The 25,370-nt window shown below is 66.2% G+C and carries 32 protein-coding genes; 17 read left to right on the forward strand and 15 right to left on the reverse strand.

Features of this window, described 5'->3' with window-relative positions:
• The first annotated feature begins 351 nt into the window (after positions 1-351).
• Positions 352-1,155 carry a hypothetical protein gene (locus tag P6281_RS17150; protein ID WP_324738450.1) on the forward strand — a complete coding sequence of 268 codons (804 nt, stop codon included), beginning with the start codon at positions 352-354 and terminating at the stop codon, positions 1,153-1,155.
• A gap of 21 nt (positions 1,156-1,176) precedes the next feature.
• The gene (locus P6281_RS17155; RefSeq protein WP_324738451.1) at positions 1,177-1,845 is read left to right on the forward strand and encodes an NYN domain-containing protein; all 669 of its coding nucleotides are present in this window, start codon (positions 1,177-1,179) and stop codon (positions 1,843-1,845) included.
• 87 nt (positions 1,846-1,932) lie between these two features.
• Here the strand turns inward: P6281_RS17155 and P6281_RS17160 are convergent, their stop codons facing one another.
• Complete coding sequence (locus P6281_RS17160; protein ID WP_201408103.1) at positions 1,933-2,142, reverse strand: ribosome modulation factor; 210 nt, start codon at positions 2,140-2,142, stop codon at positions 1,933-1,935.
• A 9-nt stretch (positions 2,143-2,151) separates the two neighbouring features.
• Here P6281_RS17160 and P6281_RS17165 point away from each other — a divergent pair, with 9 nt between their 5' ends.
• Positions 2,152-2,442, forward strand: a complete 291-nt coding sequence (locus tag P6281_RS17165; RefSeq protein ID WP_201408104.1) for a hypothetical protein — start codon at positions 2,152-2,154, stop codon at positions 2,440-2,442.
• Between the two features lie 230 nt (positions 2,443-2,672).
• On the opposite strand, the gene P6281_RS17170 is transcribed toward P6281_RS17165, so the two are convergent.
• Positions 2,673-3,587, reverse strand: coding sequence for a hypothetical protein (locus P6281_RS17170; RefSeq protein ID WP_201408105.1), 915 nt, complete (start codon positions 3,585-3,587; stop codon positions 2,673-2,675).
• 302 nt (positions 3,588-3,889) lie between these two features.
• On the opposite strand from P6281_RS17170, the gene P6281_RS17175 reads away from it, so the two are divergent.
• Positions 3,890-4,303, forward strand: coding sequence for an SHOCT domain-containing protein (locus P6281_RS17175; protein ID WP_236591170.1), 414 nt, complete (start codon positions 3,890-3,892; stop codon positions 4,301-4,303).
• A 124-nt stretch (positions 4,304-4,427) separates the two neighbouring features.
• Here P6281_RS17175 and P6281_RS17180 read toward each other — a convergent pair whose 3' ends face one another.
• Positions 4,428-4,856 carry a hypothetical protein gene (locus P6281_RS17180; RefSeq protein ID WP_201408106.1) on the reverse strand — a complete coding sequence of 143 codons (429 nt, stop codon included), beginning with the start codon at positions 4,854-4,856 and terminating at the stop codon, positions 4,428-4,430.
• Positions 4,857-5,475: 619 nt separating this feature from the next.
• On the opposite strand from P6281_RS17180, the gene P6281_RS17185 reads away from it, so the two are divergent.
• Positions 5,476-5,769 carry a superinfection immunity protein gene (locus P6281_RS17185; protein WP_201408107.1) on the forward strand — a complete coding sequence of 98 codons (294 nt, stop codon included), beginning with the start codon at positions 5,476-5,478 and terminating at the stop codon, positions 5,767-5,769.
• Between the two features lie 222 nt (positions 5,770-5,991).
• Here the strand turns inward: P6281_RS17185 and P6281_RS17190 are convergent, their stop codons facing one another.
• The 3 genes from P6281_RS17190 to P6281_RS17200 form a co-directional block, all read right to left on the reverse strand.
• The gene (locus tag P6281_RS17190; RefSeq protein WP_192579397.1) at positions 5,992-6,285 is read right to left on the reverse strand and encodes a hypothetical protein; all 294 of its coding nucleotides are present in this window, start codon (positions 6,283-6,285) and stop codon (positions 5,992-5,994) included.
• 309 nt (positions 6,286-6,594) lie between these two features.
• Positions 6,595-7,167 carry a hypothetical protein gene (locus tag P6281_RS17195; protein WP_043955130.1) on the reverse strand — a complete coding sequence of 191 codons (573 nt, stop codon included), beginning with the start codon at positions 7,165-7,167 and terminating at the stop codon, positions 6,595-6,597.
• Positions 7,148-9,079 carry a putative alpha/beta hydrolase gene (locus P6281_RS17200; RefSeq protein WP_201408108.1) on the reverse strand — a complete coding sequence of 644 codons (1,932 nt, stop codon included), beginning with the start codon at positions 9,077-9,079 and terminating at the stop codon, positions 7,148-7,150. The genes P6281_RS17195 and P6281_RS17200 overlap by 20 nt, the downstream gene beginning before the upstream one ends.
• Positions 9,080-9,303: 224 nt before the next feature.
• On the opposite strand from P6281_RS17200, the gene P6281_RS17205 reads away from it, so the two are divergent.
• Positions 9,304-9,588, forward strand: a complete 285-nt coding sequence (locus P6281_RS17205; RefSeq protein WP_193375509.1) for a hypothetical protein — start codon at positions 9,304-9,306, stop codon at positions 9,586-9,588.
• 81 nt (positions 9,589-9,669) lie between these two features.
• Here the strand turns inward: P6281_RS17205 and P6281_RS17210 are convergent, their stop codons facing one another.
• The 5 genes from P6281_RS17210 to P6281_RS17230 all read right to left on the reverse strand — a co-directional run bounded on the left by P6281_RS17210 (position 9,670) and on the right by P6281_RS17230 (position 14,298).
• Entirely contained in the window at positions 9,670-9,813 is a 144-nt protein-coding gene (locus tag P6281_RS17210) for a hypothetical protein (protein ID WP_014942541.1), read from the reverse strand.
• Between the two features lie 255 nt (positions 9,814-10,068).
• Complete coding sequence (locus tag P6281_RS17215; protein WP_008258454.1) at positions 10,069-11,337, reverse strand: amidohydrolase family protein; 1,269 nt, start codon at positions 11,335-11,337, stop codon at positions 10,069-10,071.
• Between the two features lie 13 nt (positions 11,338-11,350).
• On the reverse strand, positions 11,351-12,565 hold the full coding sequence (locus P6281_RS17220; protein WP_014942542.1) for an amidohydrolase family protein: 1,215 nt from the start codon (positions 12,563-12,565) through the stop codon (positions 11,351-11,353).
• Between the two features lie 3 nt (positions 12,566-12,568).
• Positions 12,569-13,372: an acetoacetate decarboxylase family protein gene (locus tag P6281_RS17225; protein ID WP_014385355.1), complete on the reverse strand. Its 804-nt coding sequence runs from the start codon at positions 13,370-13,372 to the stop codon at positions 12,569-12,571.
• A complete protein-coding gene (locus tag P6281_RS17230; protein WP_008258457.1) occupies positions 13,369-14,298 on the reverse strand; it encodes an SDR family NAD(P)-dependent oxidoreductase in 930 nt (309 codons plus the stop codon). The genes P6281_RS17225 and P6281_RS17230 overlap by 4 nt, the downstream gene beginning before the upstream one ends.
• Before the next feature lie 65 nt (positions 14,299-14,363).
• On the opposite strand from P6281_RS17230, the gene P6281_RS17235 reads away from it, so the two are divergent.
• Positions 14,364-15,251, forward strand: a complete 888-nt coding sequence (locus P6281_RS17235; RefSeq protein ID WP_008258464.1) for an IclR family transcriptional regulator — start codon at positions 14,364-14,366, stop codon at positions 15,249-15,251.
• Here P6281_RS17235 and P6281_RS17240 read toward each other — a convergent pair.
• Positions 15,248-16,522: an amidohydrolase family protein gene (locus tag P6281_RS17240; RefSeq protein WP_014942545.1), complete on the reverse strand. Its 1,275-nt coding sequence runs from the start codon at positions 16,520-16,522 to the stop codon at positions 15,248-15,250. The genes P6281_RS17235 and P6281_RS17240 overlap by 4 nt on opposite strands.
• 94 nt (positions 16,523-16,616) lie before the next feature.
• Between P6281_RS17240 and P6281_RS17245 the strand changes: the two genes are divergently transcribed.
• The 3 genes from P6281_RS17245 (at position 16,617) to P6281_RS17255 (ending at position 17,774) form a co-directional block, all read left to right on the forward strand.
• Positions 16,617-16,835 (forward strand): hypothetical protein, encoded by a 219-nt coding sequence (locus P6281_RS17245; RefSeq protein WP_009952053.1) that lies wholly within the window; start codon positions 16,617-16,619, stop codon positions 16,833-16,835.
• Between the two features lie 86 nt (positions 16,836-16,921).
• Positions 16,922-17,287 (forward strand): DUF4189 domain-containing protein, encoded by a 366-nt coding sequence (locus P6281_RS17250; RefSeq protein WP_014942546.1) that lies wholly within the window; start codon positions 16,922-16,924, stop codon positions 17,285-17,287.
• Between the two features lie 112 nt (positions 17,288-17,399).
• Positions 17,400-17,774, forward strand: coding sequence for a DUF732 domain-containing protein (locus P6281_RS17255; RefSeq protein ID WP_038536832.1), 375 nt, complete (start codon positions 17,400-17,402; stop codon positions 17,772-17,774).
• A 16-nt stretch (positions 17,775-17,790) separates the two neighbouring features.
• Here the strand turns inward: P6281_RS17255 and P6281_RS17260 are convergent, their stop codons facing one another.
• On the reverse strand, positions 17,791-18,357 hold the full coding sequence (locus tag P6281_RS17260) for a TetR/AcrR family transcriptional regulator (RefSeq protein ID WP_014385361.1): 567 nt from the start codon (positions 18,355-18,357) through the stop codon (positions 17,791-17,793).
• 115 nt (positions 18,358-18,472) lie between these two features.
• Here P6281_RS17260 and P6281_RS17265 point away from each other — a divergent pair, with 115 nt between their 5' ends.
• The 6 genes from P6281_RS17265 to P6281_RS17290 all read left to right on the forward strand — a co-directional run bounded on the left by P6281_RS17265 (position 18,473) and on the right by P6281_RS17290 (position 23,690).
• The gene (locus P6281_RS17265) at positions 18,473-19,303 is read left to right on the forward strand and encodes a mycofactocin-coupled SDR family oxidoreductase (RefSeq protein ID WP_008258475.1); all 831 of its coding nucleotides are present in this window, start codon (positions 18,473-18,475) and stop codon (positions 19,301-19,303) included.
• Between the two features lie 6 nt (positions 19,304-19,309).
• Positions 19,310-20,131, forward strand: coding sequence for a mycofactocin-coupled SDR family oxidoreductase (locus P6281_RS17270; RefSeq protein WP_324738452.1), 822 nt, complete (start codon positions 19,310-19,312; stop codon positions 20,129-20,131).
• 58 nt (positions 20,132-20,189) lie between these two features.
• Positions 20,190-20,945: a carboxymuconolactone decarboxylase family protein gene (locus tag P6281_RS17275; protein WP_442757126.1), complete on the forward strand. Its 756-nt coding sequence runs from the start codon at positions 20,190-20,192 to the stop codon at positions 20,943-20,945.
• 22 nt (positions 20,946-20,967) lie between these two features.
• Positions 20,968-22,431 carry an aldehyde dehydrogenase family protein gene (locus P6281_RS17280; protein ID WP_324738454.1) on the forward strand — a complete coding sequence of 488 codons (1,464 nt, stop codon included), beginning with the start codon at positions 20,968-20,970 and terminating at the stop codon, positions 22,429-22,431.
• A 63-nt stretch (positions 22,432-22,494) separates the two neighbouring features.
• Positions 22,495-22,707, forward strand: a complete 213-nt coding sequence (locus tag P6281_RS17285) for a hypothetical protein (RefSeq protein WP_009952062.1) — start codon at positions 22,495-22,497, stop codon at positions 22,705-22,707.
• Positions 22,708-22,769: 62 nt separating this feature from the next.
• Positions 22,770-23,690, forward strand: coding sequence for a cation diffusion facilitator family transporter (locus tag P6281_RS17290; protein WP_009952063.1), 921 nt, complete (start codon positions 22,770-22,772; stop codon positions 23,688-23,690).
• A gap of 9 nt (positions 23,691-23,699) precedes the next feature.
• On the opposite strand, the gene P6281_RS17295 is transcribed toward P6281_RS17290, so the two are convergent.
• The gene (locus P6281_RS17295; RefSeq protein ID WP_324738455.1) at positions 23,700-24,044 is read right to left on the reverse strand and encodes a DUF732 domain-containing protein; all 345 of its coding nucleotides are present in this window, start codon (positions 24,042-24,044) and stop codon (positions 23,700-23,702) included.
• A 48-nt stretch (positions 24,045-24,092) separates the two neighbouring features.
• Positions 24,093-24,428 (reverse strand): DUF732 domain-containing protein, encoded by a 336-nt coding sequence (locus tag P6281_RS17300; protein ID WP_009952067.1) that lies wholly within the window; start codon positions 24,426-24,428, stop codon positions 24,093-24,095.
• A gap of 104 nt (positions 24,429-24,532) precedes the next feature.
• On the opposite strand from P6281_RS17300, the gene P6281_RS17305 reads away from it, so the two are divergent.
• The gene (locus tag P6281_RS17305) at positions 24,533-25,303 is read left to right on the forward strand and encodes a Clp protease N-terminal domain-containing protein (RefSeq protein WP_201358602.1); all 771 of its coding nucleotides are present in this window, start codon (positions 24,533-24,535) and stop codon (positions 25,301-25,303) included.
• The last annotated feature ends 67 nt before the right edge of the window (positions 25,304-25,370 follow it).

The raw sequence follows: 25,370 nt of genomic DNA on the forward strand, positions 1-25,370 counted from the left end.
CGGCGCTGACGCAATAGCTCAGGAGCCCGCCTCATCAGGCTTTACGTACTGCGATGGCCAGGGCGTTCGGTATGCGGCGTCGCGAGACACCCGGTACTCGTCGACCGAAGACACCCACACCACTGGCATATCTCTGCCAGGCACCACGTCGCTCACCGAGATCATCGACACCTGTTCGCCGCTTGCGGTCGTGACCTGCACCCTCATACCTGCGTGAATGCTCATAGTGCAGAGCGTGACGCATGCCAGCGCGCTGGTAAAGAAAAATCTGTTGCGGCATGTCTTGTGGCATGCGCTTGTGGCATGTAAAGTGACTCTCTGCCAATCCGGGCGCAGGGAAGGATTTGCGACATGACCGAGGAAGGCCGCGGCGGCTTCAAGCCGCCCTACCTGCCGTTCGCCACGCTCTGGAACTTCGTCGGCGAGCTGGCTGCACATCCGCTGCCGCCAGCGATTGACCGGTCTCTTATGGGCACGAAATCCGGCTCTGATCAGGTTAATCTGATGGCCACGCTGCGCACCTTCGGTCTGATCGACGACGACCGCAAGGTCCAGCCAGAGTTTGTGGAATTCGCTACCGCTGACGAGGTAGCCCGCAAGGAGTACCTGCGTGTGCTGGTCGAGAAGTACTACGCCGACGCGCTCAACGTCTCCTCCCAAAACGGCACCGAGCAGCAGCTGCATGAATGCTTCCGCGACACCTATGGAGTCGACGGCGCCGACACCCGACGGAAGGCCGTGACGTTCTTTCTGCATGCAGCACGGCGTGCCGAAATCCCGCTCAGCCCGCACTTCCCGAGCACCCGCGCAGGGTCGGGCTCGCCAGGTCAGAAGCGCAAAACCCCAAAGAAATGGACCACCAGCAGCAGCGTCGGGAACGCGGCCGAGCCCCGCAATACCTCGGCGCCGCTCAAGTCCGAGTACGAGACGAGCGTCAAGCTGCAAACAGGCGGCACCATGTCGTTGACGGTCAACGTCAACCCGCTCAACCTGCGCGGTGAGGACCGCAACTTCTTCTACGAGATCGTCGACAAGCTCGCCGATTACGCAGAGAAACACCAGATCAACGAGCTGGACGGCAATACCAACAAAAACGGCCCTTCCGAAGAAGGGCCGTCGGGCCAACCGTCCGAGGACGGTGGCGGGGTTACGTGAACACTATAACCGATCTACAAGGTGAAGTCATTCCCCACCTGGGGCGTGGCGATGGGCGTGGTGGTTGCCGTGGCTGACACGCTGGCCGTCTACGTCGACGGCTTCAATTTGTACCACGGGCTGCACGAGGCGTCCGGTTGTAAACATCTGTGGCTTGATGTAGTCGCTCTCGCGCAGAGTCTCAGGCCGCAGAGCACACTGATTAAGGTGATGTACTTCACCGCACCGGTCCTCAACGATCCCCGTGGTCTGGCGAGGCAGCAGCGTTACCTTGCCGCGCTCACGGCGCAGAACCCCGGCGTGCTTGAGGTCGTCCAAGGCCGATACCAGCAGAAGAACAAGAAGTGCCTCAAGTGCGGCAACACATGGCGGGCCTACGAGGAAAAAGAGACTGACGTCAACATCGCCATCAACCTGGTCGCCGACGCCGCCAACAAGCTGACCGACGCAGCGCTGATCATTTCGGCCGACAGCGACCTCGCTCCCGGGGTTCGGCTGGCGCGGCAACTCAACCCGAACCCGTTCGTTGCCGCTGCGTTCCCTCCGAAGCGGGTCTGCAATGAGCTCAAGACCTTGATGCCCCGCTCATTTCACGTCGGCATGGGCAAGATCCGAAACAGCCAACTCCCGCCGATCGTGGTCGACGCCGCCACAAGTAAGCAGTTCACGCGGCCCACCAAGTGGACCTAGGGCCGACCGCCACCGAGGGCCATATCGCACAGTGATGACGCCGGTCGGTGGGCGCCAACAACACGTCCGGCCCGGTTGGTGCCGTAGTCAATTCGACGACTGTTCCACCGGGGCCCGCACGGCGAGGTACTTCCTCATAGCCGGCCCGGTCTGGATCCGAACCTGCAGCATTCGGCGGTAGCCGCGCATCCAGAGTTTCGCGAGGACCAGCGAACGGCCGGCGTACGGGTTGCGGTCGCCGGGATCTGCCAACGAGTCCTCACACACGGCTTGGATGAACTCGGGGCGACGCGTCACCCGCCAAGCATGGCACTTGCCCGCGACATTCCCGTGCTTACACACCGCGGCGCCGGAGTGCTAGCCGCGCAAGGATTGCTGCGCGGCGTTAATATTCGCTACTCGGTCACCACCCATTTTGTCGAGGAGGGCGCCCGCAACGGCGATCAACCAGTTGATGAACCTGACCGGGCCACGGGCGTCGTCGACGCCGTAGAGCCGCAGGTCGCCTTCGGCGATCGGCTTCCCGGTAGCGATTGCGCTACACGCCTACCTGATTGCTTCAGCTTGTTGTTCATCCACGTTGGCAGTGTCGCATGAGCGCCGACAGCTGGACCAGACCACGACGTCGACCAGCCGGCCGGCACCGCCCGTCTCGGCTCAGGCGCCACAGATCCGTTGTTTTTCCGAGGGGACTGGTGTCGTCTCCAAGCGTGGAGGGGCAGAGCCGCTAGTGCGCTGGGTGCAGGTCGGCGTAGGCACCTCGATTACTGCGCCTAAACCGGGGCCGAACGCAGCAGTCGCGCTTGGCTGCAGTCCACTCAATGGCGTCAGGACGCTTCGTTGATCAGTTCAGCAATAACCCCACGCTCGACCAGCCCTAGGAACAAGCTTGTGGCCGCCATTGCGACGATAATCGCATCCGTCTCCGATGCGTGCTGCAGTTCCAACCAGTGAGCCATGACGTGTCGCGATGGCATCGACGGTAAGGGCCTGCCCGGTTCCCAGGGTTCCAACAGGGAGTGCAATGGCTGAAAGGCCAAACAGACGCGAAAGTCGTTCTTGGCGATGGCTTCCTGTAGTTTCGTCGCGATCGACATCTCGCGCGTCCTGTTGTAATCAAACTTCTTACCCTTGTTGGTCCTGCGCAATGCGGAGTCGATGACACTGCTTCCGAGCGCACAAGCGGAAGCCGTGTACCCAGCCTCCAATACGTCGAAGACCTCGACGAGCAGCGGCAGCAGCATTGCTATCGACTCCGGTATCCGGTCGCCCTCGTCCAGCACAAGCGCCGCCCGACAATCATCGAGGATCAGTTCTTTCGACCGAAGCACGATCTCACGACGTTCGTCGCGGTCGTCAGCAGCAACTAATTCATCGACGATCTGGCGGCGAGGTACAAACGCCAAGGGGATGCCCTCCTGCGTAATAGCCCAGGCCTTCTCAGGGTCAACCTCGGGCGACCAATTCGGCACCCATCGGCGAACGAAACCGCCGACGCCCGCAATGCTTTCGGCGATCTTCGCCACCGATGGCATGAAGTCTGCGTAGTTCCGAATTAACGGTAAGACCGTAGTTGTAATCGACTCAATTACAGGCTCTACCATCTCGGTCAGCTGCTGGTTGATCACAGTCAGCTCTTGCGTAATCCGAGTACGCGTTTCCTCGTCGAGGTCTTCCCATTTCGTCGGCGGCCCCTTGTCGGCCCACGCGCGAGCTGAGGTGTACTGAGGCCGGTGCTCCATCCGTCCAGCTTAAAGCGATGGGCGCAGCTAGCCAGCACGACAAGCGGCCATCGAATGCCCGGCACCAAGCCGCCCCAGTGGCAGATCGACCAGCAGGTCGGACTACCTCAGCCCCGGTCAAATATCGCTTGGATGAGTTGCCGCACAGCAAGGAGCGCCAATCGGTCACGCGCGAAATTTGCCTGACTGCGACACCGCTAGCGTCTGCCTGGTCGAGACCCTAGCCATCCAAAAGCATCCCAGCATTGGCGTGCTTTGATAGAAGTTGGTCGCTATCACAAACTGTTCGAAGGAGTCGCAGGTTGACCGGTCCGGACCGCGTGCGGCACAACCTTGGGCTCGGGTTCGGCTCGATATATGTGCATAGTGACGGAACTGTCGAGTACATCAAGGGTCTCAGCACCATCTTCAAGCTCCGCGTACAAGACGTCACTGGGTTCACTGTCAGCAAAGGCAAGAGGTGGTATGACCGAAATCTCCAAATCCTGGGCCATGAAACCACTTTGGCGATTCTCACCGACTTAGGCGTCAATCAAGTTGAAGATAGCGAAAAGATCTTTCGGGACAATCCGATGTTTGGGCAATCCAGCGCCCGCGGGGGTACGGCGTCCGTCGCGGATGAGCTGAAGAAACTGGCTGACTTGCGCGCGAGTGGCGTCCTAACAAACGCCGAATTTCAGGATCTGAAGGCTCGCCTTCTTAATTCCAGACGGTAGCGAACCAAATATCTGCCGTGCTGGTCTCAGGTCAGGCGAAGGTGATGCGTCACTGCACCCGTTGGTGACTGAGTTGAGAGTCGGCCCGGCGTTCTGCGGGCTCGGCTACAACGCGAGATGCCGCTCATCCCAGCGGCGTGAACGTCAGGGTCCACGGCCCCTGGGTGTTGGATATGTGAAACGTGGTCCGCCCAGTAGCGCGGTAGGTGGTGGTGCCGGAAACACCACTGGATGAGTCCTGCCCTATGGCGTTTAGCACGAGGGGGCCATCGCTGCCGTCGGCTTGCACCGGTTGCACGATCATTGTCCAACTGGATGCCTGATAGGCGACGGTGTAACCGTGAGCTACCAAGTCGGCTGTCTTGACCTGTTCGCCGGTGCCGGAAAGGGTGACCGGGTAAGCCTGCACCGAAGGGGTGGAAATGGTGCTCCCGGGCATATCATTGCCACTCACTGACCCGTGGTAATTCTTGTCGGGTGTCGGTACACAGGCACTGAGTGCGACTACAGCCACCGCGACGCTCACGGTTGTCAAGGGCTGACGAAATGTCATGGTCTTGCTTGCTCCTGTTCGGTCTGGCCCGTTCATGGCCGGAATGGAACCCAATTGCCGTGGCAGATCGCCAAATACATCCCGTCCCGGCCGGGTGTGTGGTCAAACGCAAACGCGACCGGTCCGTCTGGTGTTGGGGTGCATGGGTCGCCGAGGTCGCCTTTTAGTCCTGCGGCGATCACGTTCGGGTCGTTGTAGGTCTGCCAGGCTGGTGGCGGTGAACCGGGTGCGGTGCTTACGGCGCAGATAAGGTATGGGCCGCCACGCTGGACTAACTGGATTTCTGCGGGGCGGGGGCACGGCGTACCCACTTGTGGTGCTGCGTTGGCGGGCGCGGCCAGCGCGCCGCTGGCCGCCGCAACGATCATGATTATGGGTGATACTCTCCGGCCAATAGTGTTCATCCGGTGCATGGTTTGTGAGCGTAGGGGCTCGGGCCGATCCTCACACCGCAAATTGTGAAAAATCCCCGCTGCGAGAGGCGGTTCGGGGATAGTGTGCATCCGAATCGCCACCGGAGTGTGCGGGCTGGTTAACGGTCATCAGTGGAGCGATTTACCGCCGCGCCTCGCGAAAGAAGCGAGATAAGGAGTGATCAAGGATGCGTATGGAGAGAGCCGTGGCCATCGCCGGGTGGGTGATTGTCGCAATCGCCGCCGCGTGGGCCGTCTTCCTATTCAAGGGGATATTCTTTAGCGATAGCGGCGACATTTCGGTTCCTCAAGTTTTGGTGTTCGTGGCACTCACCGCTCTGACCCTCGGCTTCTACTTTTTGCCGACAATCGTCGCCGCATATAGGAGCTCCCCCAATACTGGCTCGATAGCTGTGATCAACGTCTTTCTCGGGTGGACGTTCATCGGATGGGTGATTTCCCTGGCGATGGCGGTTGCCGGCAACACAAGAACCGGCTGACTACCCACGAAAGGTGTGCCCCGTTTGAAAGATGTTGAAGAACCTCGACCACGTAAGACCCCTTGACGCCGAGGGCAATTGCGTAGCGAGTCAACCTCGCGACGAAACCGCCTTGAGCGTGCGACGGTCGAATATGTGCCGCCATTTCAGCGGGGGTTATATCCGCCGAGTCGCGTAAATCGTGGGCGGCTCAGGTTCCGACTGACTCCGGCCCCAGGGCATTCACCGGCCGCGAGCGGGCATGGGCATGTTCGGCATCGGCGACATGCTCGGCCTGTTCTCCATCGGCATTTTCATGTCTTTCATCATGGAGGCACAGCAATCCTTCGACTGGGCAGCCGGCGGGTCCGCTTTCATCATGGAGCAGCAGTCCGACTTAGCGAAGAGGAGATAGACGACGGCGATGATGACAACGATGCCGACGGCGATGCCGACGATGGCGAGGATTCGGTAAAGCCAGCGAGTCCACGTCGGGCCGGTGGGAGTACGTGATGTGGTGGAAGCGGTGTCGGTCATCACTCCTTACCTTTCATGCGGGATAACCTCGTATTATCCGTCAGCGGCAGCCAACTGGCCAGGCCAACCCTTACCCCGAGATTCCCGGCACACCCTCGAGGTGTCTTGTCGCGCCTCGTTAATGACGCCACCAAGCGTGCCGAATGGTCCGAAGGGTCGGAAGGGCCAGGAATTTCTGGCGGTTGGCAGCCCCTCTCGTGTTGTCCCACAACAGATTTGCCCGTTATGCGTGATCGGTGCAGGGATTCAAGGTTGCGCCCCACAGTGCTGGCACCTATCGGGTCCTGACCAGCCGTTCGGCAAAGAAGGCTATCGCGCGGCCAACTGATCGTTGATGTTGGTCCATTGGCCTTCGCCCTTGTGGTTGCCCATGTTTCGGCACTGACCATCGAGGATGATCTGCCCGTAGGCGTGGTCGGACGGCATGTAGCTGATGCTGGCGGCCACGCCGTCTTTGTTCAGCGAGGCGCCGTGGTAGTGCTGTCCCGGTGGCGCCCCCTCGTTCCAGCCCTGCGCGATCATCGCCGCGCGTACTTGCTGGAAATACGTATCGGGATCCCCGTAGATCAGGAAGCTCAGCGTGACGGTGCCCTGAAACGGCGGATCCCCTTGGTCGTTGCACGAGGCGAAGGAGAATGCCCCGCTGACTCCCTCCAGCTTCGCGGCGGCGACGATCTGCTTGGCCGGCTCGATCACCTGCGCCTTGGTCTGATCGTCGCTCATGGGATGGGCCGTATCCTCGTACGGATTCGTCGATCCCGCGGCATGTGGTTTGTGTAGCACTGGCGCGCATCCTCCTAACAACACGGCGACGACCACTAGCGAACTGATCAGCGCTTGGCGCAACGGCATACGTTGTTCCTCAATGGTGGTGTTGAGCATCGAAAACATGGTTGTCGGTAATAGATCCTGGCGACCGCTCCCACTCCGGGTCGATGACGGCAGGCGTGTGCGGGCCGATGGTGACCGGGGGTAGGCCGGGGATCCTGACCTGTACGCCACCCAACGAATGGCGGTGATCGGCGGTCATGCCGTCGGCTTGTAGTTGGTCACCATGGCCGGAGACGATGTCGGACATGCCATAGAGGGCTTCGCTGCCCCGGTGGTAGTAGTACGAGTGGTCATGGGGATTGATGCCATCGGAGCCGGGGACCTCGGCGCGGAAGCGCACCGACCCGAACCCGTCGACCGCGGGGTCGGTACCCAGGCTGGGGTTAGTGCCGAAGAAGTTCTCGCCGAAGAGTTTCTTGCTCGCGCCGTCGAGATGTCCGAGCATGCCGACCGGATCGGTGGAGGCATCTCCCACGAAGACGTGTCCACCGTCGAGGTGGAATTGTTCGGCGCTGCGGGCCATGTCGGTTCCGGGGCAGCCCAGTAGCACGGCGTCGTTGGCGTGCATGTTGTGCATGGCGAAGGCGTCGGCGACGGTGGTCGAACCATACGAGTGGCCCAAGACGGTGACATGTTGGCCCGCCCCGAGGTGCGTCGCCCACAGACCGTTGACGTCTTGGGCCAGCGACGCACTGCCCACGCGAGCCAGCGCCGGTGTGGAGATGCGCTGGACGTCGTCGAATCCGTTGGGGGCGTCGTAGCCCATCCACGCGATGACCGCCGTCGGGTTATGGGGGTCGGCGGCGTTAGCCTGTTCGAACAGGTTGATCGCGTCGTTGTGGCCGTCGTGTAGCCAGCCGCCTTTCACGCTGCTGCTGGTACCGGGCACGATCACCGCGGTGTTCTTGGCGGTGTCGGGGTTGCCGATCGCGATCGCCGCACGGCCCTTGCCGCCGAATGCCGTTGGGTCATAAGCGAATAGGTAGACCGGTTTCGGGTGAAGCGGGTCTCCCGCGTCGTGGTCGAGGCCTAGCTTGGTCTCGTTGGCGTTCTGGTAGCGGGTCACATCCGTGGCCGACAAACCGAATTTCGCGGGGTCGCGAAGCACGTCATCCACCGAGACACCGTTGCGGCTGGCGATGCCCCGCACGCGGTCGAGGTCTTGGTTCATCACCGTGAGGTTGGCGTCATTGCGCGCCAGAATGGGGACGCCGTTGAGGTTGCCGATTTGGTCGGGGTGCTCGGCCATGAATCGCTGCCGCTGCTGGGGGGTCAGGGATGTCCACCAGCGATTGACGTCCTCGGGACTGGCGTTCGGCGGCGGGACCTGGATGTCGGCGTCAACTGGCGCCAGGATGTTCGGGTCGTAGCCATCGGTGCGCAGATTGCCCAGACAGTTCTGCAGCGTGGCCGAGTAGCCGTCACGAGTCGACTCCAGGTCGCCAAGAGCATCCCGGACATCATCGGCCGCGTCGGCCCTCGCGTCGTCGATCAGCTTCTTCAGAAAGGCCTGGGTTTTCGCGTCGGGGTGGCCGTATTGCAGATCGTGCTGGGCCGCGTCGATGATGTGGTCGAGTCCCTGCAGCGCGTGTTCGAGCGTGGAGATTCGTTGAGCTCCGGCGTTCTGCGCCTCGGCCAACGCGGCGGCGATGTTCTCCAGATCGCTACCGATCTTGGGTAACTGCTCGGATTGCGCACCCAGGGATTTGATGACCCGCTGCACTTCAGCGGAGTCGTTGATCGGGTGATCGCCATTCTGGTGGTTCCAGGCCGCATCAAAGCGCTTCCGGGCTTGCTCAAAGGCGTGGTCGGCTTCGGCCGTGTGCCGACCCGCGCCGTGGAAGGCTTCCGCCAGGCTCGAAATCTGAGCCGGGCTGCCCGCCTGCAGGCTCTGGTTGATCGCCCAGGGGTCTCCACCGGCCCGGGCGATCAGATCGGCCACGCTGAGCCACTTCAGCTGCATCGCTCCGCCCGAAAACCTAGCTGATAATTCTCCACACCAGCTATGACGCTACCCCCAACCGGGGGTCGTCCAAGTTAGCTACATCCGGCGACGCGCCGCAAGTCACCGCCGTGCTCCGCCGTGGCCGATGCCCTCCGATTCCCGGGCTCGCCCGGGTGCACTCAAACGGCCACCCGGCGCCGGAGCCTGGGGTTACGATCTGCGCACGGAGCTACAGATTCGAGGTGGCCATGCATCGCACCCGACGTTTCGTCACCACATTCATCACGGCCATCGCGCCGATGATCGCCGTCGCCACATTCGCCGCGTCACCACCCGCCGCGGCCGACCCGATATGCGGGACGGCGGGAACGCCGCCCTGCGCGGGGCCTAGCCCGTTGACACCCGAACAGCAGTGCGCGTTCATCGCGTGGCGATCGATGATGCCGTGCAACTGGCTCGGAATGCAGGTGCCCGCCGGCACGCCGGGAAGCTGGGACAACCCACCGGCACCGCCACCCGAGCCGTGAGCGAGTTGCGGGGCGGCTGAGGGGCCAACCGCCACTGGCGCCTCGGCCCCGCGAAAACCCCACGCGGCATGGGCTTCTCGCTTACCAACCCCAGTCGTCATCGTCGAGGACGTCCACGGTGAGGCTGCTGTCGGCGGGGGCTTTGGTCCCGTAGGTAAAGGTGAGCATAGTGCGGTCGTCGTCGAGGGGTTCCGTCGCGACGACGGTGGCGTGCCCGACCTTCATGCGGATCCTGTCTCCGGGCTTCAGTTCGTCAACGCGTTTCAGGGGCACGCTCAACCCATCAGCACCGGTGCAACGGGTAATTCCGCAGATACCGTGGTCATCATCGCCATCCTTTCACGGCTGGCAATGCCTTCGGCGGCCACGCAAGCGCATTCGCGGATGCGGCGGCCTCACGCGCCGATCAGATACGCTGCGCCGCAACGGAATACCGCCCACGCGGCGCGCCGGAGTAACGCGCCGAGACCCTGGAACTATTCAGTTCTGCACGAGATCGGGAATCGGCTCCGCGTCCGTCAGCCAGTGGCGTCCGACCTGTCGTGCCGCCTCCCACTTGGGGATGCTGACCGCATCGTCCTGGCCGAGGTCCTCGGGGGTCGGGCCGATGCGCTCGGCCAGCGAGGCGAGGGCCCCGAGGTCGAAGTTGTAGACCTCGGCCGCCGCCAGCCCCAGCATCTGGCGGGTCTCCTCGACGGGAATGTCCCAGAAGGAGCGGCGCAGCCAGTCGCGGGTGTGCGGCCAGGTACCCTCCGGATGGGGAAAGTCGTTGCCCCACAAAATGTTCGATACGCCGATCTCGTAGCGGCGCGCCAGCTCCCGGCGCTCGGTGGTGGTGGCCCCGATGAAGCAGTTCCGGTCGAAGTAGGCCGACGGCGGCATCGTCAGGTCGCCCTCCATCAGATGGCTCATCTTCTTGGCCGAGTGCTCACGCAGATACCGCGTGTCCATCAGCCAGAGCAGATCGTTGGCCCAGAACGCGCCGCACTCGGTGACCCCCCAGCGCAGCCCGGGGAAGCGCTCGAACACGCCCGACCACAGCGCGAACCACAGGGGCCGGGCGCCCCACCAGCGCACCTCGGTCACGTAGATGCCCAGGTGCCCGCCGTACTCCTCCTGCGGGGCGGGACCGGAATGGGTGTGGATCGGCATCTGCAGGTCCTGACAGGCGGCCCAGACCTTGTCGTAGCGACGATCGTGATACGGCGGGTAGCCGACCCAGCGCGCGGGAATCAGGATCCCGCCGCGCAGTCCGGATTCCGCCGCTCGGGTGATCTCGGCGACCGCCGCGTCGACGTCGGCCAGTATCGGCACCACCGCCACCCCTGCGCGCCGCTCGGGGCTGTGGCTGCACAGTTCGGCCAGCCAGCGGTTGTGGGCCCGCGCCCCGGCCATGGCGCGCCCCGGGTCGAGGTCGCCCGACTGGCCCAGTCCGGCGCCGAACGGGGCGCCGGCCACGCCGGTCACGGCGTCGGCGTCGGGGAAGATGACCTCGCCGACCACCCCATCGCCGTCGAGTTCCCTGTCGCGCAGGCCGACGTCCCATCCCCCGGCGATGCCGTCGCCGTGCTCGGAGAACCACTCCTGCGCGAACTCCTCGTCGATGAATCCGCCGGCCTGCGCCGCGGCGGTCTTCTCGGCCAGGTAGGCCTCGAAGTCCTCGCGGTACTCGGGGTCGACGTATTCGCGGTACCGCTCGGTCGGGAGTTCGGCGTGGGTGTCGGCGGAGATGATGATGTAGGGGTTCACGGGCGGTCCTTCCTTACCAGGCACGGATGGGGTCGGGTTCGAAGACGGTGCTGCGCGCGTCGGCGGGCACGGTGTCCAGCGGCTCGGCGACCTCGGCCACGGTCGGGCCGATCCGCTCGACGAGCGGCGCGAGAACCTGGAGGTCGAAGCCGTACACGGCGGCCGCGTTCCCGCCCAAAATGGCCGCCACCTCCTCGGCCGGAACGCGGGAGAAGGTGTGGCGCAACGCTTCCCGCGTGTAGGGGGCGGTGCCCTCGTAGTGCGGGTAGTCGCTTCCCCACATGATGCGGTCGACGCCGATGCGGTGCCGCTCGGCGCACTCGACGGGACGCATGAAACTGGCGCCGACGTAACACTGGCGGGCCCAGAATTGGCTCGGCTTGAGGCTCAGCGAGCCGGCGGTGGGCCCGGCGAACCGGGCGATCGCCGAGTTCTCCCGCCCGTAGCGGGCCGCCGCCACGTCGAGCGAGTCGAGGGTCGCCGGGATCCACCCCGCGCCCTGCTCGGTGAAGACCACGGTGAGGTCCGGATGGCGATCCAGCGCGCCGCTGAAGATCAAGTGCCACAACGCACGATGCGCCCACCAGTGCGTCTCGTACACCCACACCGCGAACGAGCTGCCCCACCCGTCCGTCGGGCTCGGCCCGGCGTTGCCGCCGTGGTGGTTGACCACCACGCCGGCCTCCGCGCACGCCGCCCAGAGCGGCTCCCAGTGCTCGGCGTAGAGCGCGGGAATGCCCGTGCCCGGGGCGATCCCGGGCAGCAGCACCCCGCCGCGCAGGCCCAGCTTGGCGATCTGCGCCACCTCGGCGATGGCCTCGTCGATGTCCGGCAGCAGGATCTGGCCCACCCCGGCGCGCCGCTCGGGCGACAGGGAGCAGAAGTCGGCGAGCCAGCGATTGTGCGCGCGCAGGCCGGCCCAGCGCAGCTCGAGCTCGCGGGCCGTCTCGGGTGGCGGGGCGGCCAGGCTCGCCTGGGGAAAGAACGGTGGCACGGTGTTGGGGTAAATGACTTCCCCCGCAATGCCTTCGGAATCCAGGTCGGCGTTGCGCCGATCGCTGTTCCAGTTGCGCTCGGCCTCGGGCTCGGTGAGATCACCGAACGGGTTGACGTATGTCTTTGCCCAGCCGTCGAATTCGTCCCGGTACTGCGGATCGAGGTACTCGCGGTAGGCGAGCAGGTCGGCGCCGGCGTGGCAGTCGGCCGAAATGACGGTGTAGCGGTCCATGCGCTACGCCCGCGCCGGCTCGGGCCTCGGGGCGGCGAGCAGGGCGACGTCGTCGTAGCGCTGGTGCACGTAGGGCAGCAGCCACTCCTGCGGCACCCGCGCCGCGATCCGGCCCACCTGGACGGTGCGCCGCCGACACCAGGTGATCGACCTGACCTGACGAACGACGATGTCGGCCACCGGATCCAACGGCGACTCCCCCAGCTCGAGGGTTCCGTCGATGTTCTCCAGCAGCTCGTAGTGGCGGTGGTACTCGCCATAAACCAGGTGGGGGTCCGTGATGCCGCTGCCGTCGGGGGCCCGCAGGAACTTGAAGTAGAACTCGGTGTTCACCTGGTCGGGGGGCAACTCCGCCGGGCCGGTGATCTGTCCGCTCAGCCTGATGAGCGCATAGCCCAGCCGGTCCACGGTGGCGGTGACGCGATCGCCGTCGCGCTCCACCTCGATGCGGGCCAATTTCTTTGGCTCGCCGAACGTTTCGCGCCCGCCGGTGACCGACTGCTCGGTGGACTGGGGCATGAAGAGCGGGTAGTCGCCCTCGACCTCGCCGTGCCGGGCGGTCACCGAGAACACCGCCGAACCGAAGGGCGCCATGCCCTCGATCCGCACCCGCTGCAGCTGGATGCGCACCAGTGGTTCGGCCGCGGGCTGCAGCGGGCGGGGCAGCACGGCCGCGACGATCTCCGGATCGGTGAGGTAGGTGACGGTCACCGCCTCGGTGGCGATGGGCGCCTTGGTGGCATCGATCTCGTGGTCCACCTGCGCCTCGGGCGGGCGAGGACCGTAGCGAATGACGTTGGTGTTCAACGCTTTCCTCCTTCACTGTTTTCGGCGTGCCGCCCGAGGACGTCGACGAGGTAGTCGGGCGCGCCGCGGGAAAGGATCGAGGCCGCCTTGGCGCTCACCACCTGATCGGCCGGGGTGGGCGGGCCCATCATCCAGAAGCGGTCCGCGCGAATCCCCTCCACCACCTGGTCGGCGACGGTCTCGAGCGGGGTGAACTCGACGTGCGCGCCGGCGGCCTCGAAGCGGGCCACGACCTTGTCCAGTGTCTGCTCGGGCGTGTGACGTTGCTGGGTCGCGGCGTAGCGCTCCGGGCGATGCCGCCACGACTCCCAGATGCCGGTGTTCAAAAAGCCGCCGGGGAACAGGACGTGCGCCCGGACGCCCTTCCCCGCCATCTCCAGGTGGGTGTAGAGGCTCTCGGTGAGGCAGAGCACTGCCGCCTTGGTCATCGGGTAGACCGCGGTGGCCGGTCCGCCCATGGCGCCCCGGGCGATCGGGGCGAACCCGCCGTTGCCCGAACAGGTGTTGACCACGTGTCCCTCGCCCTGCTCGAGCAGGAGCGGCACGAACGCCTTGATGCCGTGGATGACGCCGAGCACGTTGACGTCGATCCCCCAGCGCCAGTCGGCCAGGTCGTGCTCCCACATGTAGCCCTCGGAGACGCCGCCGGTGCCGGCGTTGTTGCACACCACGTGGACCGCGCCGAAGCGCGAGACCGCCTCCTTGGCCAGCGACTCGACCGAGGAATAGTCGGTGACGTCGGTGAGAACCCCGGCGGCCTCGATGCCCTCGTCCGCGAGCGCCCGGGTCGCCTCCTCGAGGGGTTCGGCGAGGACGTCGGCCAGCACCACCCTCATGCCCTCGCGGCCGAAACGGCGGCCCATGGCCCGGCCGATGCCCCCGGCCCCGCCGGTCACGACCGCCACCTTGCCCCGCAGGTCTTCCATTGTGGTCATGGTCACATGGTCGCTTATATCACCGCAAGCAGTCGCATTATGCGACCATTGGGGCCATGGCCCCGCGCCCCTCCCCGCAGACCGAACGGGTGGTGAACCTGTTCGAGCAGCTGGCGGGCGACGGGAGCCGCGGGATGACATTGGCCGAGGTGTCGCGCCACTTGAGCGTGCACAAGGCCAGCTGCCACTCGATGTTGTCCGAGCTACTGCGGGCCGGCTGGCTGCTGCGCGACCCGGTGCGCAAGACCTACCACCTCGGTCCCGCTCTGGTCCGGCTCGGCCGCGAGGCCGCGGGCCGCTACCCGGCGCTGGTGTTGGCCCGCTCCGCGATGGCCGAGCTGTCGGCCGCGACGGGCGCGCACTGCGTGGCCTTCTCGGTGAGCGAGGACTACTCCACCGTCGTCGATCAGGTCCGGAGCCGTCGCGGCGGCGGTCACCCGATGCCGATCGGCACCCAGTTCCCGCACCGTCCGCCGTACGGGGCGTCGACCGTTGCCTGGGCCGGTCCCGAGGTCCGGGAGCGCTGGCTGGCCGCGCTGCCGGACGACGTGCGCGATCGCTACCGCGAGGCCATCACCAATGCCCGGCGGCGTGGGTACGCGGTCGGCCTGCATCTTTTGCCCGATCTGCGCCTGCAGGAACTGGCCCTGATCGTGCGCAGTGCCGAGGTGCGGTCCACCCGACTGAGCCGGCTGGCGCAGGAATTGACCGACGAGCTGATCCACCAGGAGGAGTGGTTCCCGATCGACCTCGACGCGGACCGCACCTACGAGGTGAGCCACATCGACTCCCCGATCCTGGGCCCCGGGTCGCGCATCGCCCTGATGCTCAGCCTGGTCCCCAGCGCCGAGCCGATGAGCGGCGCGGCGGTCACCGGCCTTGGGGCGCAACTCGCTTCGGCGACCCGCCGGCTGAGCGCCGCCCTGAGCGACGAATCCGGTTAGTGCCGCTGCGGAGCCAGCCGCTTGAGGGCCAGGCCCCCTTCGAATGGTCGGTAGCCGAAGGCGGCCGGGGCGCGATATCCCGTGTCCTCGAGGGGAGTCCGCACCTCGGCGACGGTGGGCCCGATCTTGCCGGCGATCGGCGCCAGCGCTTCTAGATCGAATCGGTACAGGCGACCGGCGTTGCCGCCCAAGATCTTTCGGCAGACGTCCTCCGGCCTGTCGTGCAGGGCCCAACGAATGGCCAACGTGGAGTGGGGCGCAAAGCCCTCCTCGTGGGGATAGTCGCTGCCCCACATGATGTGATCGGGCCCCATGAAGTCGATCATCGAGGAGTCGTACGGCATCAGCTCGGTGGCCAAATAGCAGTTCCGCTGGACGTATTCGCTCGGAGTCAGGGACAGCTCGTCGACCGACGATCCGCCGAACATTCCATAGGTGCGGTTGCCCGCGTCCGACTTCATGGTCGGCACCATGGCGTCGAGGACGGCGAGCTGCCCGGGCACCCAGAGCGTGCCCTGCTCGGTCGGCACGAAGCGCAGCGTCGGGTAGCGCTCGAACACCCCGGCCAGGATCAGGTGACCCAGGGTCCGCTGGGCCCACAACGCCATTTCGGTGATCAACACCGCGTTGGAGGCCGGCTGGTCCATCGGCATCTCGGGGCTGCCGGCGCCCGCGTGCTGCACCACCGTGAGGTCCAATTCCGCGCACAGCGCCCAAAGTGGTTCGTAGCGGGTGTGAAACAGCGGGGCCACCTGCGAATCGCCGGGCGACACCGGCGGAATGAGCACGCCGCCAAAGCAATCCTGCTCCGCGCCCCAGCGGATCTCCTCCAGCGCCAACTCGACATCGTTGGGAAAGATCTGGATCAGCCCGCGCCGCCGGGCGGGCGCCAGCGAACAGAAGTCGACCTGCCACCGGTTGTGGGCCTGCACGCCAGCCCAACGTTGCTCGAACTCCTCACGCGTGCGCGGCAAGCTGATGGTGATGTTGGGGGTCGTCGGGAAGAACGGCGGAACGGTGTTGGGCAGCAGGACCTCGGCGGCCACCCCGTCGGCGTCCATCTCGGCGATCCGAAGCTCGTGGTCCCAGTTCCGGTTGGCTGTGGCGACGATCAGATCGTCGAACGGGCTGGCGTAGGCCTTGGCCCACGCATCGAACTCCTCGTGCAGACTGGCCGGCAGATACGGTTTGTAGTCGTAAAGATCCGCCCCGGCGTGGGTATCCGTCGAAATGACGACGTAGCGATCCAGCGTGTCCCAGCTTGTAGCCATCGCACCTCCAAAGGTACGTCGAGTATAGGAGAAACGGGTCGGCTCGCGAAGGGCCAACGAAAGTCCGGGCCGCGACCGGAGCAAGATGTCACCCGTGAGTTGGACGAGGTACGACGGCAGGGCGCTCGCGGATGTCAGCCTGGATGGCGAGGCGCTGCACGCCGAGCTCGAAGACTATATCCGCGTTGACAATCCGCATCTGACGGACGTGCGACTGGAGCGCGCGACCGCGAGCGAGCCGTTCGACGCCGAATCCCGGAAGCGCTGGTATGAGGTCACCTACTTGGCCGAAGACCCGGAGGACACCGCGTAGCCGCGAGACACCGCGGCCCGTTTTCCCGCGCGCACGCCGACCGCGGCGCTAGATTCCTGTCCTGAGCGTTGCGAAGGAGTCGGCCGGTGCGGTCAATCATTGCCGTCGTCGTCGCGTTCGGTTGCGCGCTCATCTCGGCGCCGGCGGCCGCGGCCGACGACGACTTCGTCGCCCTGGCGGTGTCCGTCGGGAGCGGACGTGCCGCCGGGTGGGGCACCGGGGGCAGCCAGGACCAGGCAAACCAGATCGCGCTCGCCCACTGCACCGCCGAGGCCGGCGACGTGTGCGAAGTCGTGGCCGGCACGCGCAACGGCTGCGCATCGGTGGCGTTCGACCGTTCCGGCCGGTTCCAGGGCGGATCCGGCCCGGACACAACGGCATCCGATGCGGACGCCCTGGCCAAGCTGGGCGCCCCCAACGGACGAATCAAGGCCTCCCACTGCTCGTCGTGAAATCCGGGACGACGCCTCGCGCGATGCCGAGATGGACACCGCGATTTCGGCTATCGTTCACTTAAGTCGTCCTTGACTTGCCGCCGATTGGCCCGCGCATAGAGGGGAGGCCATGGCTCATCCGAAGGCCGGTTTTGCCACGTGGTCGGCCGCCTGCGCGATTGCGCTGGCCACGGGCGCGCTGGCCGGCGCGGCACCGGCGGCGGCCGATGACGACGCCGACGATGCGTTTCTCGCCGGCCTCGACAGGGGCGGGATCACGATGTTCGACGACGACGATGCGATCGCGACGGCCCATGCGGTGTGCAGCAGCATCGAAACGAACCCGAACGTATCGATGCTGGCGATCAAACTGACCAAGCAAACGCCGATGTCGGCGAAGCAATCCGGATACTTCATCGGCCTTTCGGTGGCCAGCTACTGCCCGGAATACAAAGACGACGTCGATCCGTCGATGGGGTGGCTGATACCACCCCCGATCCTGTGAGAGCGCAGAATCCCGCTCAGCCCTGCGCCGCGGTCAGCCAGAACACCGTGCGCTCGATGCCGGGCACGATCTCGGTGACGTCGATCTCGCCCTGAGCGAATCGCGTGAGAAACCCGTACACGACGCCGGGCAGGATGAGCTCGAGGTCTTTGGCGAACCCCGGATCGGCTTGGGCCAGAATGGCTTTGGCGACAGGGACGACGGCATCGACACCGCGCTGGATGAGGCGTTTTCCCCCGGGCCCCGATCGCGCCTGGAAGTAGGAGCGCAGCATCAACGGGTGGCTTTCCCACGGCTCGAAGATGGTCCTCATCACGTGCATCAGGTCCACATAGATCGAATCGCCGGGTAGGTCCTCGATCAGCGACGGCAATCGCGCGTAGCGGTTGGCGTCCATCCAGCCTTCCAGCGCGGCGACGATGAGCTCGTCGCGCGTCGGATACCGCTTGTAGATGGTCGCCAACGAAACGCGGGCCCGTCGCGCCACCTCGCGCAGCTGCACGGCCTCGTAGCCCTCGGTGTCGAGCATTTCGACCACGATGTCCAGGATCGGATCGACCCGGGGCCCGGACGCGCTGTCCACGGTCTGTACTCGGGACCCTGTCGTCTTCACAGTAACCATGTTACTGTGCGCACGTGAGTAACGGCGTTACTCCGGCCTGATCTGGGCCGATGACCAAGAAAAGAGGAAACGCGCCGTGGGTTCGTTAGATGGCAAAGTCGCCTTCATCACCGGGGTGGCGCGCGGCCAGGGCCGCAGCCACGCGGTGCGGCTCGCCCGTGAGGGCGCCAACATCATCGGGATCGACATCTGCGCCGACATCCCCGCCAACGGATATCCGATGGCCTCCCGGCAGGAACTGGACGAGACCGTCGCCCTCGTCGAAGAGGCCGGCGGAAAGATGCTGGGCACCGTCGCCGATGTGCGCGACTTCGAGCAGGTCAAGACCGCGATGGATAGCGGCGTCGAGCACTTCGGCCGCCTCGACATCGTGTTGGCCAACGCCGGGATCGCGCCATTGGCGTTCCGCGAGTTGAGCATTGAGGAGGAACTGGCGCAGTGGCGCGCGGTCACCGGCGTCAACCTCGACGGCGCCTACCACACGGCGTGGGCGGCCGTTCCGCACCTGCTGTCCGGCAATCGCGGCGGGGTGATCATCTTCACCAGCTCGACGGCGGGCATCAAAGGTTTCGGCGGCCTGCAAGGCGGCGGCCTGGGCTACGCGGCGTCCAAACACGGCATCGTCGGCCTGATGCGTACGCTCGCCAATGCGCTTGCGCCGCTGAACATTCGGGTGAACACCGTGCACCCGACCGCGGTCAACACCATGATGGCGACCAATGATGACATGACCGACTTCCTGGAGAAGAATCCCGGCGCCGGCCCCCATCTGCAAAACCCGATGCCCGTCGGCATGCTGGAACCCGAAGACGTCAGCGCCGCGATCGCCTACCTGGTCTCCGACGAGGCGAAGTACGTGACCGGCGTGACCTTCCCCGTCGATGCCGGCTTCTGCAACAAGGTCTGATAGCCCGTGACAACGAACGACGCAACGGGCCGGGTCGCCGGCAAACGGATCCTGATCACCGGGGCCGCACGCGGCATGGGACGCTCGCACGCGGTGCGGCTGGCCGAGGAGGGTGCCGACTGCGTCCTCGTCGACATCTGTTCCACCCCAGCGGGTTTGGAATACCCGCTGGCCACCGAGGACGACCTGAACGAGACCGCGAACCTGGTCGGGAAACACGGCCGCCGGGCGATCACCGCGGTCGTCGACGTGCGCGACGAGGCCGCCATGAAAGCGGCGGTCGACGCGGCCGCCGGCGAACTCGGCGGGCTCGACGGCGCGGTCGCCAACGCCGGCGTGCTCACCGTCGGCACCTGGGACACCACCACCGCCGAGCAGTGGCGGCTGGTCGTCGATGTCAACCTCATCGGGGCCTGGAACACCTGCGCGGCCGCGCTGCCCCACCTCGTCGCGCGCGGCGGCGGGAGCCTGGTCAACATCAGTTCCTCGGCCGGCATCAAGGGGACCCCGCTGCATGTGCCCTACACGGCGTCCAAGCACGGCATCGTGGGGATGACGCTCGCGCTGGCCAACGAGCTTGCCGCACAGAACATTCGGGTCAACACCGTGCACCCCACCGGCGTGGCGACCGGCATGGCGCCCCCGACGATGCACACGTTGATCGCCGAGCAGCGGCCCGACCTGGTGCCCATCTTCCTCAACGCGCTGCCCGTGCCGCTGATCGAGGCGGCCGATGTGAGCAACGCGGTGCTCTACCTCCTCTCCGATGAATCCCGTTATGTCACGGGGCTTGAACTGAAAGTGGACGCCGGTGTCACCATCAGATAGTGCTTTGACGGACGACGGTGCGCGACATGAACGGGGGGCGCGCACCTTCGCCGAGGTGATGACGGTCGACCCGCCCGGCGATCGGGGACCCTTCACCGCAGGGCTGATCGACTTCGTCTTCGGCGAGGTGTGGTCGCGGCCCGGGCTCAGCCGCCGCGATCGACGGTTCGTGACGCTGGCCTGCGTCGCGGCCGCCGACGCGCTGGCCCCGCTCGAGCAGCACGTCTATGCGGCGTTGAACAGCGGTGACCTCACCATCACCGAAATGCGGGAAACGGTCCTGCATTTCGCCGTCTACGCCGGCTGGCCGAAGGCCTCGCGGTTCAACATCGCCGTGGACCAGGAGTGGGCCAGGATCGCCGAGGAACGCGGCGAGGCACCCCCTCCCCCGGAACCGTTGCTGCCGCTGGTCACCGCCAGCGACCCCGAGCAGCGGCTGCAGGGCGGCGAATCATCGTTCAAGGAGATCAACTGCCTGCCGTTCGCGCCGATGCGCGACAACCCCTACTCGGGCGCGGGCATTCTGAACTTCGTCTTCGGCGAGATGTGGCTGCGGCCCGGCTTGGGCATGAAGGAACGCCGCCTCATCACGGTGGCCTGCGTCGCCTTCCAGGACGCCGAAATCCCGATCATCTCCCACGTGTACGCGGCGCTGAAGAGCGGCGACGTCTCGTTCGAGGAGATGGACGAATTGGCGCTGCAGTTCGCGGCGTACTACGGCTGCGCCAAGGCCGACTACCTCAACCAGGTGACCGCGGAGCAGAAGCAGCGGGTGACGGCCGAAAACCGGGCCGATCCCGCGACCGTCGGCTGACACGACAACGGAGGACACTGCCATGACGGCAACCGCGTCGTCACCGACGCTCTCGGGTGCGTTACTCATTGGCGGAGAACGCATTACCGCGGCATCCGGCGGAACCTACCGCCACGTCTACCCGGGCACCGGCCTGCCCAACGCGTCCATACCCCTGGCCGGCCGAAGCGAGGTCGATCGGGCCGTCGACAGCGCGTGGGACGCGCACCGGGAATGGATGTCCTACCCCGTCGATCGCCGCCGCGACCTGTTGTTCGCGCTGGCCGACGTGGTGCGCGACCACTTCGCCGAGCTGAGCGAGCTCAACGTGCACGACTACGGCGTCCCGATCGCGGTCGCCGGCAACTCCGTACTGACGGAGCGGTTCCTGCGCTACTACGCCGGCTACGTCGACAAGTCGCACGGCGCAAGCACTCCCGTCGCCGGCGCGTTCGACGTCAACATCGTCGAGCGCGAACCGTACGGCGTCGTCGGCGTCCTGGCCCCGTGGAACGGGCCGCTGGTCGTGGTCGGCGCGGCCGTGGCCCCCGCGCTGGCGGCGGGAAACGCCGTCATCCTCAAACCCTCGGAGGTTGCGTCGTTGGCGCCCTTGCGCTTTGGCGAACTCTGCCTGGAAGCGGGCCTGCCGCCGGGGTTGGTGAACGTGCTGCCGGCCGGCCCGAAGGGCGGCGACGCGCTGGTGCGTCACCCGGGGGTCCGCAAGATCCACTTCACCGGCGGACAGGCGACCGCGCAGAAGGTGCTGCAGGCCGCATCGCACAACCTCACACCCGTGACGGCCGAATTGGGCGGCAAGTCGGCGTATCTCGTGTTCGCCGACGCCGACCTCGACATGGCCGCCGTCATCGCGGCCCACCAGGGGCCCATCACCCAGGCCGGCCAAAGTTGCGCCTGCGCCTCGCGGATCCTCGTCCATGCGTCGGTGTACACGGCGTTCGTGGAGAAGCTCGTGGCGACCGTGCGGGCCGCGAAGGTCGGGGATCCGCTGCAGCCCGACGTCATGCTCGGGCCCGTCGTCAGCGAGGCCGCAGCCGAGCGCGTCCTCGGTGTCATCGACCAGGCGGTCAGCGAGAAGGCCGGTGACCTGATCACCGGCGGGCGCCGGCTGGGAGGTGAACTCACGTCCGGCTATTTCATCGAGCCGACGATCTTCGCGAACGTCGACAACCGCTCGGCGCTGGCGCAAACCGAGACATTCGGGCCGGTGGCTTCCGTCATGCCGTTCGGCGACGAGGACGAGGCGGTCAGGATCGCCAACGATTCGCGCTACGGCCTCAACGCATTCGTGGCCACCTCCGACCTGGAGCGGGCGCATCGGGTGGCGCGCCGGCTGGAAGCGGGTTCGGTGTGGGTGAACAGGCACAGCGACATCGCGCCCCAAGGCCCCTACGGCGGATACAAACAGAGCGGGTTCGGCCGCACCGGCGGCGTGGAGGGCCTGTATGACTTTCTGCAGGTGAAGAACATTCGCATCGGCATGAGCTGACGGACAGAGTTCCGAAACACGGTGTCCATCAGGTATTTCCGCTAGTGGCGTACAGTCGCCTTCATGAGTTTGGTCGAGTGGCTGCGGACCCCCCGCTACTTGCGGACACGCTTCATGATGGAAACGCGGCCCCTGAACAGCCTCGAGATGGAGATCGTGTTCCTCGAGGTCTCCGCCCGCGACGCGCTGGTGCGCGTGCCCGTGGCGTTCATGCTCCTGCCGAAGACCGTCCGCCCGTGGCGTGATCAACCGTCCAAGCCGGAGCAGGACAAGTAGGGCGCGGCCGTCGTCTGCCGTAAACCCTTGGGGGCCGCCGCCGCATCGGGCATGCTGACGGTATGCATGCGATCAACGGGGTCCGTGACCCGGCGGCAGGCTTTCCCCTCGACACCGCGGCCGACGACGCCGGCGAGCGCCGGCAGGCCAACCGTGCGGTCGCCGTCAGCGCGGCCGGGCTGGCGCTGACCGGCCTGGTGGAACTGGTCATCGCGCTGTTGTCCGGTTCGGTGGCGCTGCTCGGCGATGCGCTGCACAACCTGTCCGACGTCTCCACCAGCGCCCTGGTGTTCGTCGGCTTCCGCGCCTCGCGCAAGGTCCCCACCGAGCGGTACCCCTATGGCTACGAACGCGCCGAGGACCTCGCCGGCATCGGGGTGGCCCTGGTGATCTGGGGCAGCGCCGTGGTCGCCGGTTTCGAGAGCGTCACCAAGTTGCTCCGTCACGGCGGCACCGGCTACGTGGGCTGGGGCATCGCCGCGGCCGTCGTGGGCGTCGCGGGCAACCAGCTGGTGGCCCGCTACAAACTGGTGGTAGGCAAGCGAATTCGGTCGGCCACCATGGTGGCCGACGCCAAGCACTCCTGGCTCGACGCATTATCGTCGGCCGGGGCGGTGCTGGGGCTGATCGGCGTGGCACTCGGCTGGGGCTGGGCCGACGCGGTCGCCGGAATCGTCGTCACCGGATTCATCTGCCACGTCGGCTGGGAGGTCACCGCCGACATCGCGCATCGCCTGCTCGACGGCGTCGACCCCGACATCATCACCACCGCCGAGGCCGTCGCCGCCTCGGTGCCCGGCGTGACGCACGCGCACGCCCGGGCCCGATGGACCGGCCGGACCCTGCGCGTGGAAGTGGAAGGGTTCCTGAACGCGGACACGTCGCTGGCCGCGTCCGATCAGATCGGTCGCAGCGTCGCCGCGGCCCTGGCGCCGCGGATCCCGGAGATGCAGAGCTTCACGTGGACGGCGCGGGCGGCCTGACCGGTCGGCTCAGTTGCCGGCGTCGCCATCGGGCTTGGGCCCGCGGTCCTCGCCGGTGATGTACTTCGGGCAGTAGTGGGCGGCCGAGAGGAACGTGAACTTGGCCGCGCTGGCGCCCTGGAATGCCGGGTTCTGGTTGCGCAGGTCCGTCACGATCTTCGCGTCCGACTGGCCGTCGTCGAGCAGCTCACACACCGACTTGCCGATGGTGATCGCGTTGCCGGCGTCCTGGTAGGTGATGCCGGCGTCGCGCAGGTCCTTGAGGAAATCCTGATCGTTGTCGACGTCCGCGTGGGCCGGGACGGCCAGGCCGAGCGCGGCGGCGGCACTACAGAGCCCGAGGAGAAATCGCATAACGCCATGATTGTTTCAAACCCCGCGGCAATCGGCACCTCGGCGCCGTTACGGGGTGTTCGTGGTGGAGGTGATCGCGCCCGGGCAGTACGTGCTCGCGGCGATGGCCGCGAACTGGTTGGCCTTGCCCTCGCTCAGCGCGGAGTTCTTGGACAGCAGCGTCTTGACCACGTCGGGCATCTGCGTGCCCTGGCCGACCGTGTCGCACACCCATTTGCCCGCGCCCACCGCCTTGTCGGAATCGGCGAAGGTGATGCCGGCCGCGCGCAGTGACGCGATGAACGCTTCGTCGGTGCCGTCGACGCCGTCAACCGGGTCGGCGTGCGCCGGCACCGCGAGGCCGATCGTGACGGCCAGGCCGGACAGGGCGAGCATGAGCTTCATGGCTCAGTGATTCTCCCAGAGATGTCGCCCACCCGCACCCGCTAGCGACAGGCATCGTCAACTCGCGGTTGACACTCGGCATCCGTCAACCTAGCGTTGACGACATGTCCGAGCCCATCCGCATCGCGTATCCGATCCGCCTCGACGAGTTGATCACCGCGATCAAGACGACCCACCCCGACGTGCTGGACCAGCTGACCGACGCCGTGCTGGCCGCCGAGCACCTGGGCGAGATCGCCGACCACCTGATCGGCCACTTCGTGGACCAGGCCCGCCGCTCCGGAGCGTCCTGGACCGACATCGGCAAGAGCATGGGCGTCACCAAACAAGCCGCCCAGAAACGATTCGTCCCCCGCGCCGAGGCCACCACCCTGGGGCCGGAGCAAGGCTTCGCGCGGTTCACCCCGCGGGCGCGCGGCGCGGTGGTGGCGGCCCAGAACGCCGCGCACGAGGCCGGCAACGGCGAGATCACCCCCGACCACCTGCTGATCGGGGTGCTCGCCGATGCGGCCGCGCTCGCCACGGTGTTGCTGCGCCTGCAAAAGATCGACACCGAGGCGCTACGCGACGCCGCGGCCGCGTCGATCGCCGCGCTGCGCGTGGAAGACCAACGGCCCGAACTCATCCCGTTCAGCGGGCCGGCGCGCAAGGCCCTCGAATTGACCGTGCGCGAGGCCCTTCGGCTCGGCCACAACTACGTCGGCACCGAACACCAGCTGCTTGCGTTGCTCGAACTGGAGGCCGCCTCCTCCACCCCGGGGCCGCTGCACCGGTGCGGCGTCGACAAGGACCGGGTCGAGGCCGATCTGATCGCGGCGCTGGACTCGCTCGGTGGCGGGAAATCCGTTGCCCCGGACGGCGGCGGTGACGCCTGACGGCTGCGGCCGACCCCTGCCTCGGGCGCTACCGCGTGTGCGATCATGCGAGGGTCCCCGCAACGGT

The organism is Mycobacterium sp. 5-140-3-2, from assembly GCF_035666375.1.
Taxonomy (GTDB): Bacteria; Actinomycetota; Actinomycetes; order Mycobacteriales; family Mycobacteriaceae; genus Mycobacterium; species Mycobacterium intracellulare.

Bases quoted from the DNA above. Each gene is read 5' to 3' on its own strand.
- P6281_RS17150 (WP_324738450.1), top strand. From the start codon at position 352: ATGACCGAGGAAGGCCGCGGCGGCTTCAAGCCGCCCTACCTGCCGTTC.
- P6281_RS17165 (WP_201408104.1), top strand. From the start codon at position 2,152: ATGGCACTTGCCCGCGACATTCCCGTGCTTACACACCGCGGCGCCGGA.
- P6281_RS17170 (WP_201408105.1), bottom strand. From the start codon at position 3,587: ATGGAGCACCGGCCTCAGTACACCTCAGCTCGCGCGTGGGCCGACAAG.
- P6281_RS17180 (WP_201408106.1), bottom strand. From the start codon at position 4,856: ATGACATTTCGTCAGCCCTTGACAACCGTGAGCGTCGCGGTGGCTGTA.
- P6281_RS17190 (WP_192579397.1), bottom strand. From the start codon at position 6,285: ATGACCGACACCGCTTCCACCACATCACGTACTCCCACCGGCCCGACG.
- P6281_RS17195 (WP_043955130.1), bottom strand. From the start codon at position 7,167: ATGCTCAACACCACCATTGAGGAACAACGTATGCCGTTGCGCCAAGCG.
- P6281_RS17200 (WP_201408108.1), bottom strand. From the start codon at position 9,079: ATGCAGCTGAAGTGGCTCAGCGTGGCCGATCTGATCGCCCGGGCCGGT.
- P6281_RS17210 (WP_014942541.1), bottom strand. From the start codon at position 9,813: ATGAAGGTCGGGCACGCCACCGTCGTCGCGACGGAACCCCTCGACGAC.
- P6281_RS17220 (WP_014942542.1), bottom strand. From the start codon at position 12,565: ATGGACCGCTACACCGTCATTTCGGCCGACTGCCACGCCGGCGCCGAC.
- P6281_RS17230 (WP_008258457.1), bottom strand. From the start codon at position 14,298: ATGGAAGACCTGCGGGGCAAGGTGGCGGTCGTGACCGGCGGGGCCGGG.
- P6281_RS17235 (WP_008258464.1), top strand. From the start codon at position 14,364: ATGGCCCCGCGCCCCTCCCCGCAGACCGAACGGGTGGTGAACCTGTTC.
- P6281_RS17240 (WP_014942545.1), bottom strand. From the start codon at position 16,522: ATGGCTACAAGCTGGGACACGCTGGATCGCTACGTCGTCATTTCGACG.
- P6281_RS17255 (WP_038536832.1), top strand. From the start codon at position 17,400: ATGGCTCATCCGAAGGCCGGTTTTGCCACGTGGTCGGCCGCCTGCGCG.
- P6281_RS17275 (WP_442757126.1), top strand. From the start codon at position 20,190: ATGACGGTCGACCCGCCCGGCGATCGGGGACCCTTCACCGCAGGGCTG.
- P6281_RS17280 (WP_324738454.1), top strand. From the start codon at position 20,968: ATGACGGCAACCGCGTCGTCACCGACGCTCTCGGGTGCGTTACTCATT.
- P6281_RS17285 (WP_009952062.1), top strand. From the start codon at position 22,495: ATGAGTTTGGTCGAGTGGCTGCGGACCCCCCGCTACTTGCGGACACGC.
- P6281_RS17290 (WP_009952063.1), top strand. From the start codon at position 22,770: ATGCATGCGATCAACGGGGTCCGTGACCCGGCGGCAGGCTTTCCCCTC.
- P6281_RS17295 (WP_324738455.1), bottom strand. From the start codon at position 24,044: ATGCGATTTCTCCTCGGGCTCTGTAGTGCCGCCGCCGCGCTCGGCCTG.
- P6281_RS17300 (WP_009952067.1), bottom strand. From the start codon at position 24,428: ATGAAGCTCATGCTCGCCCTGTCCGGCCTGGCCGTCACGATCGGCCTC.
- P6281_RS17305 (WP_201358602.1), top strand. From the start codon at position 24,533: ATGTCCGAGCCCATCCGCATCGCGTATCCGATCCGCCTCGACGAGTTG.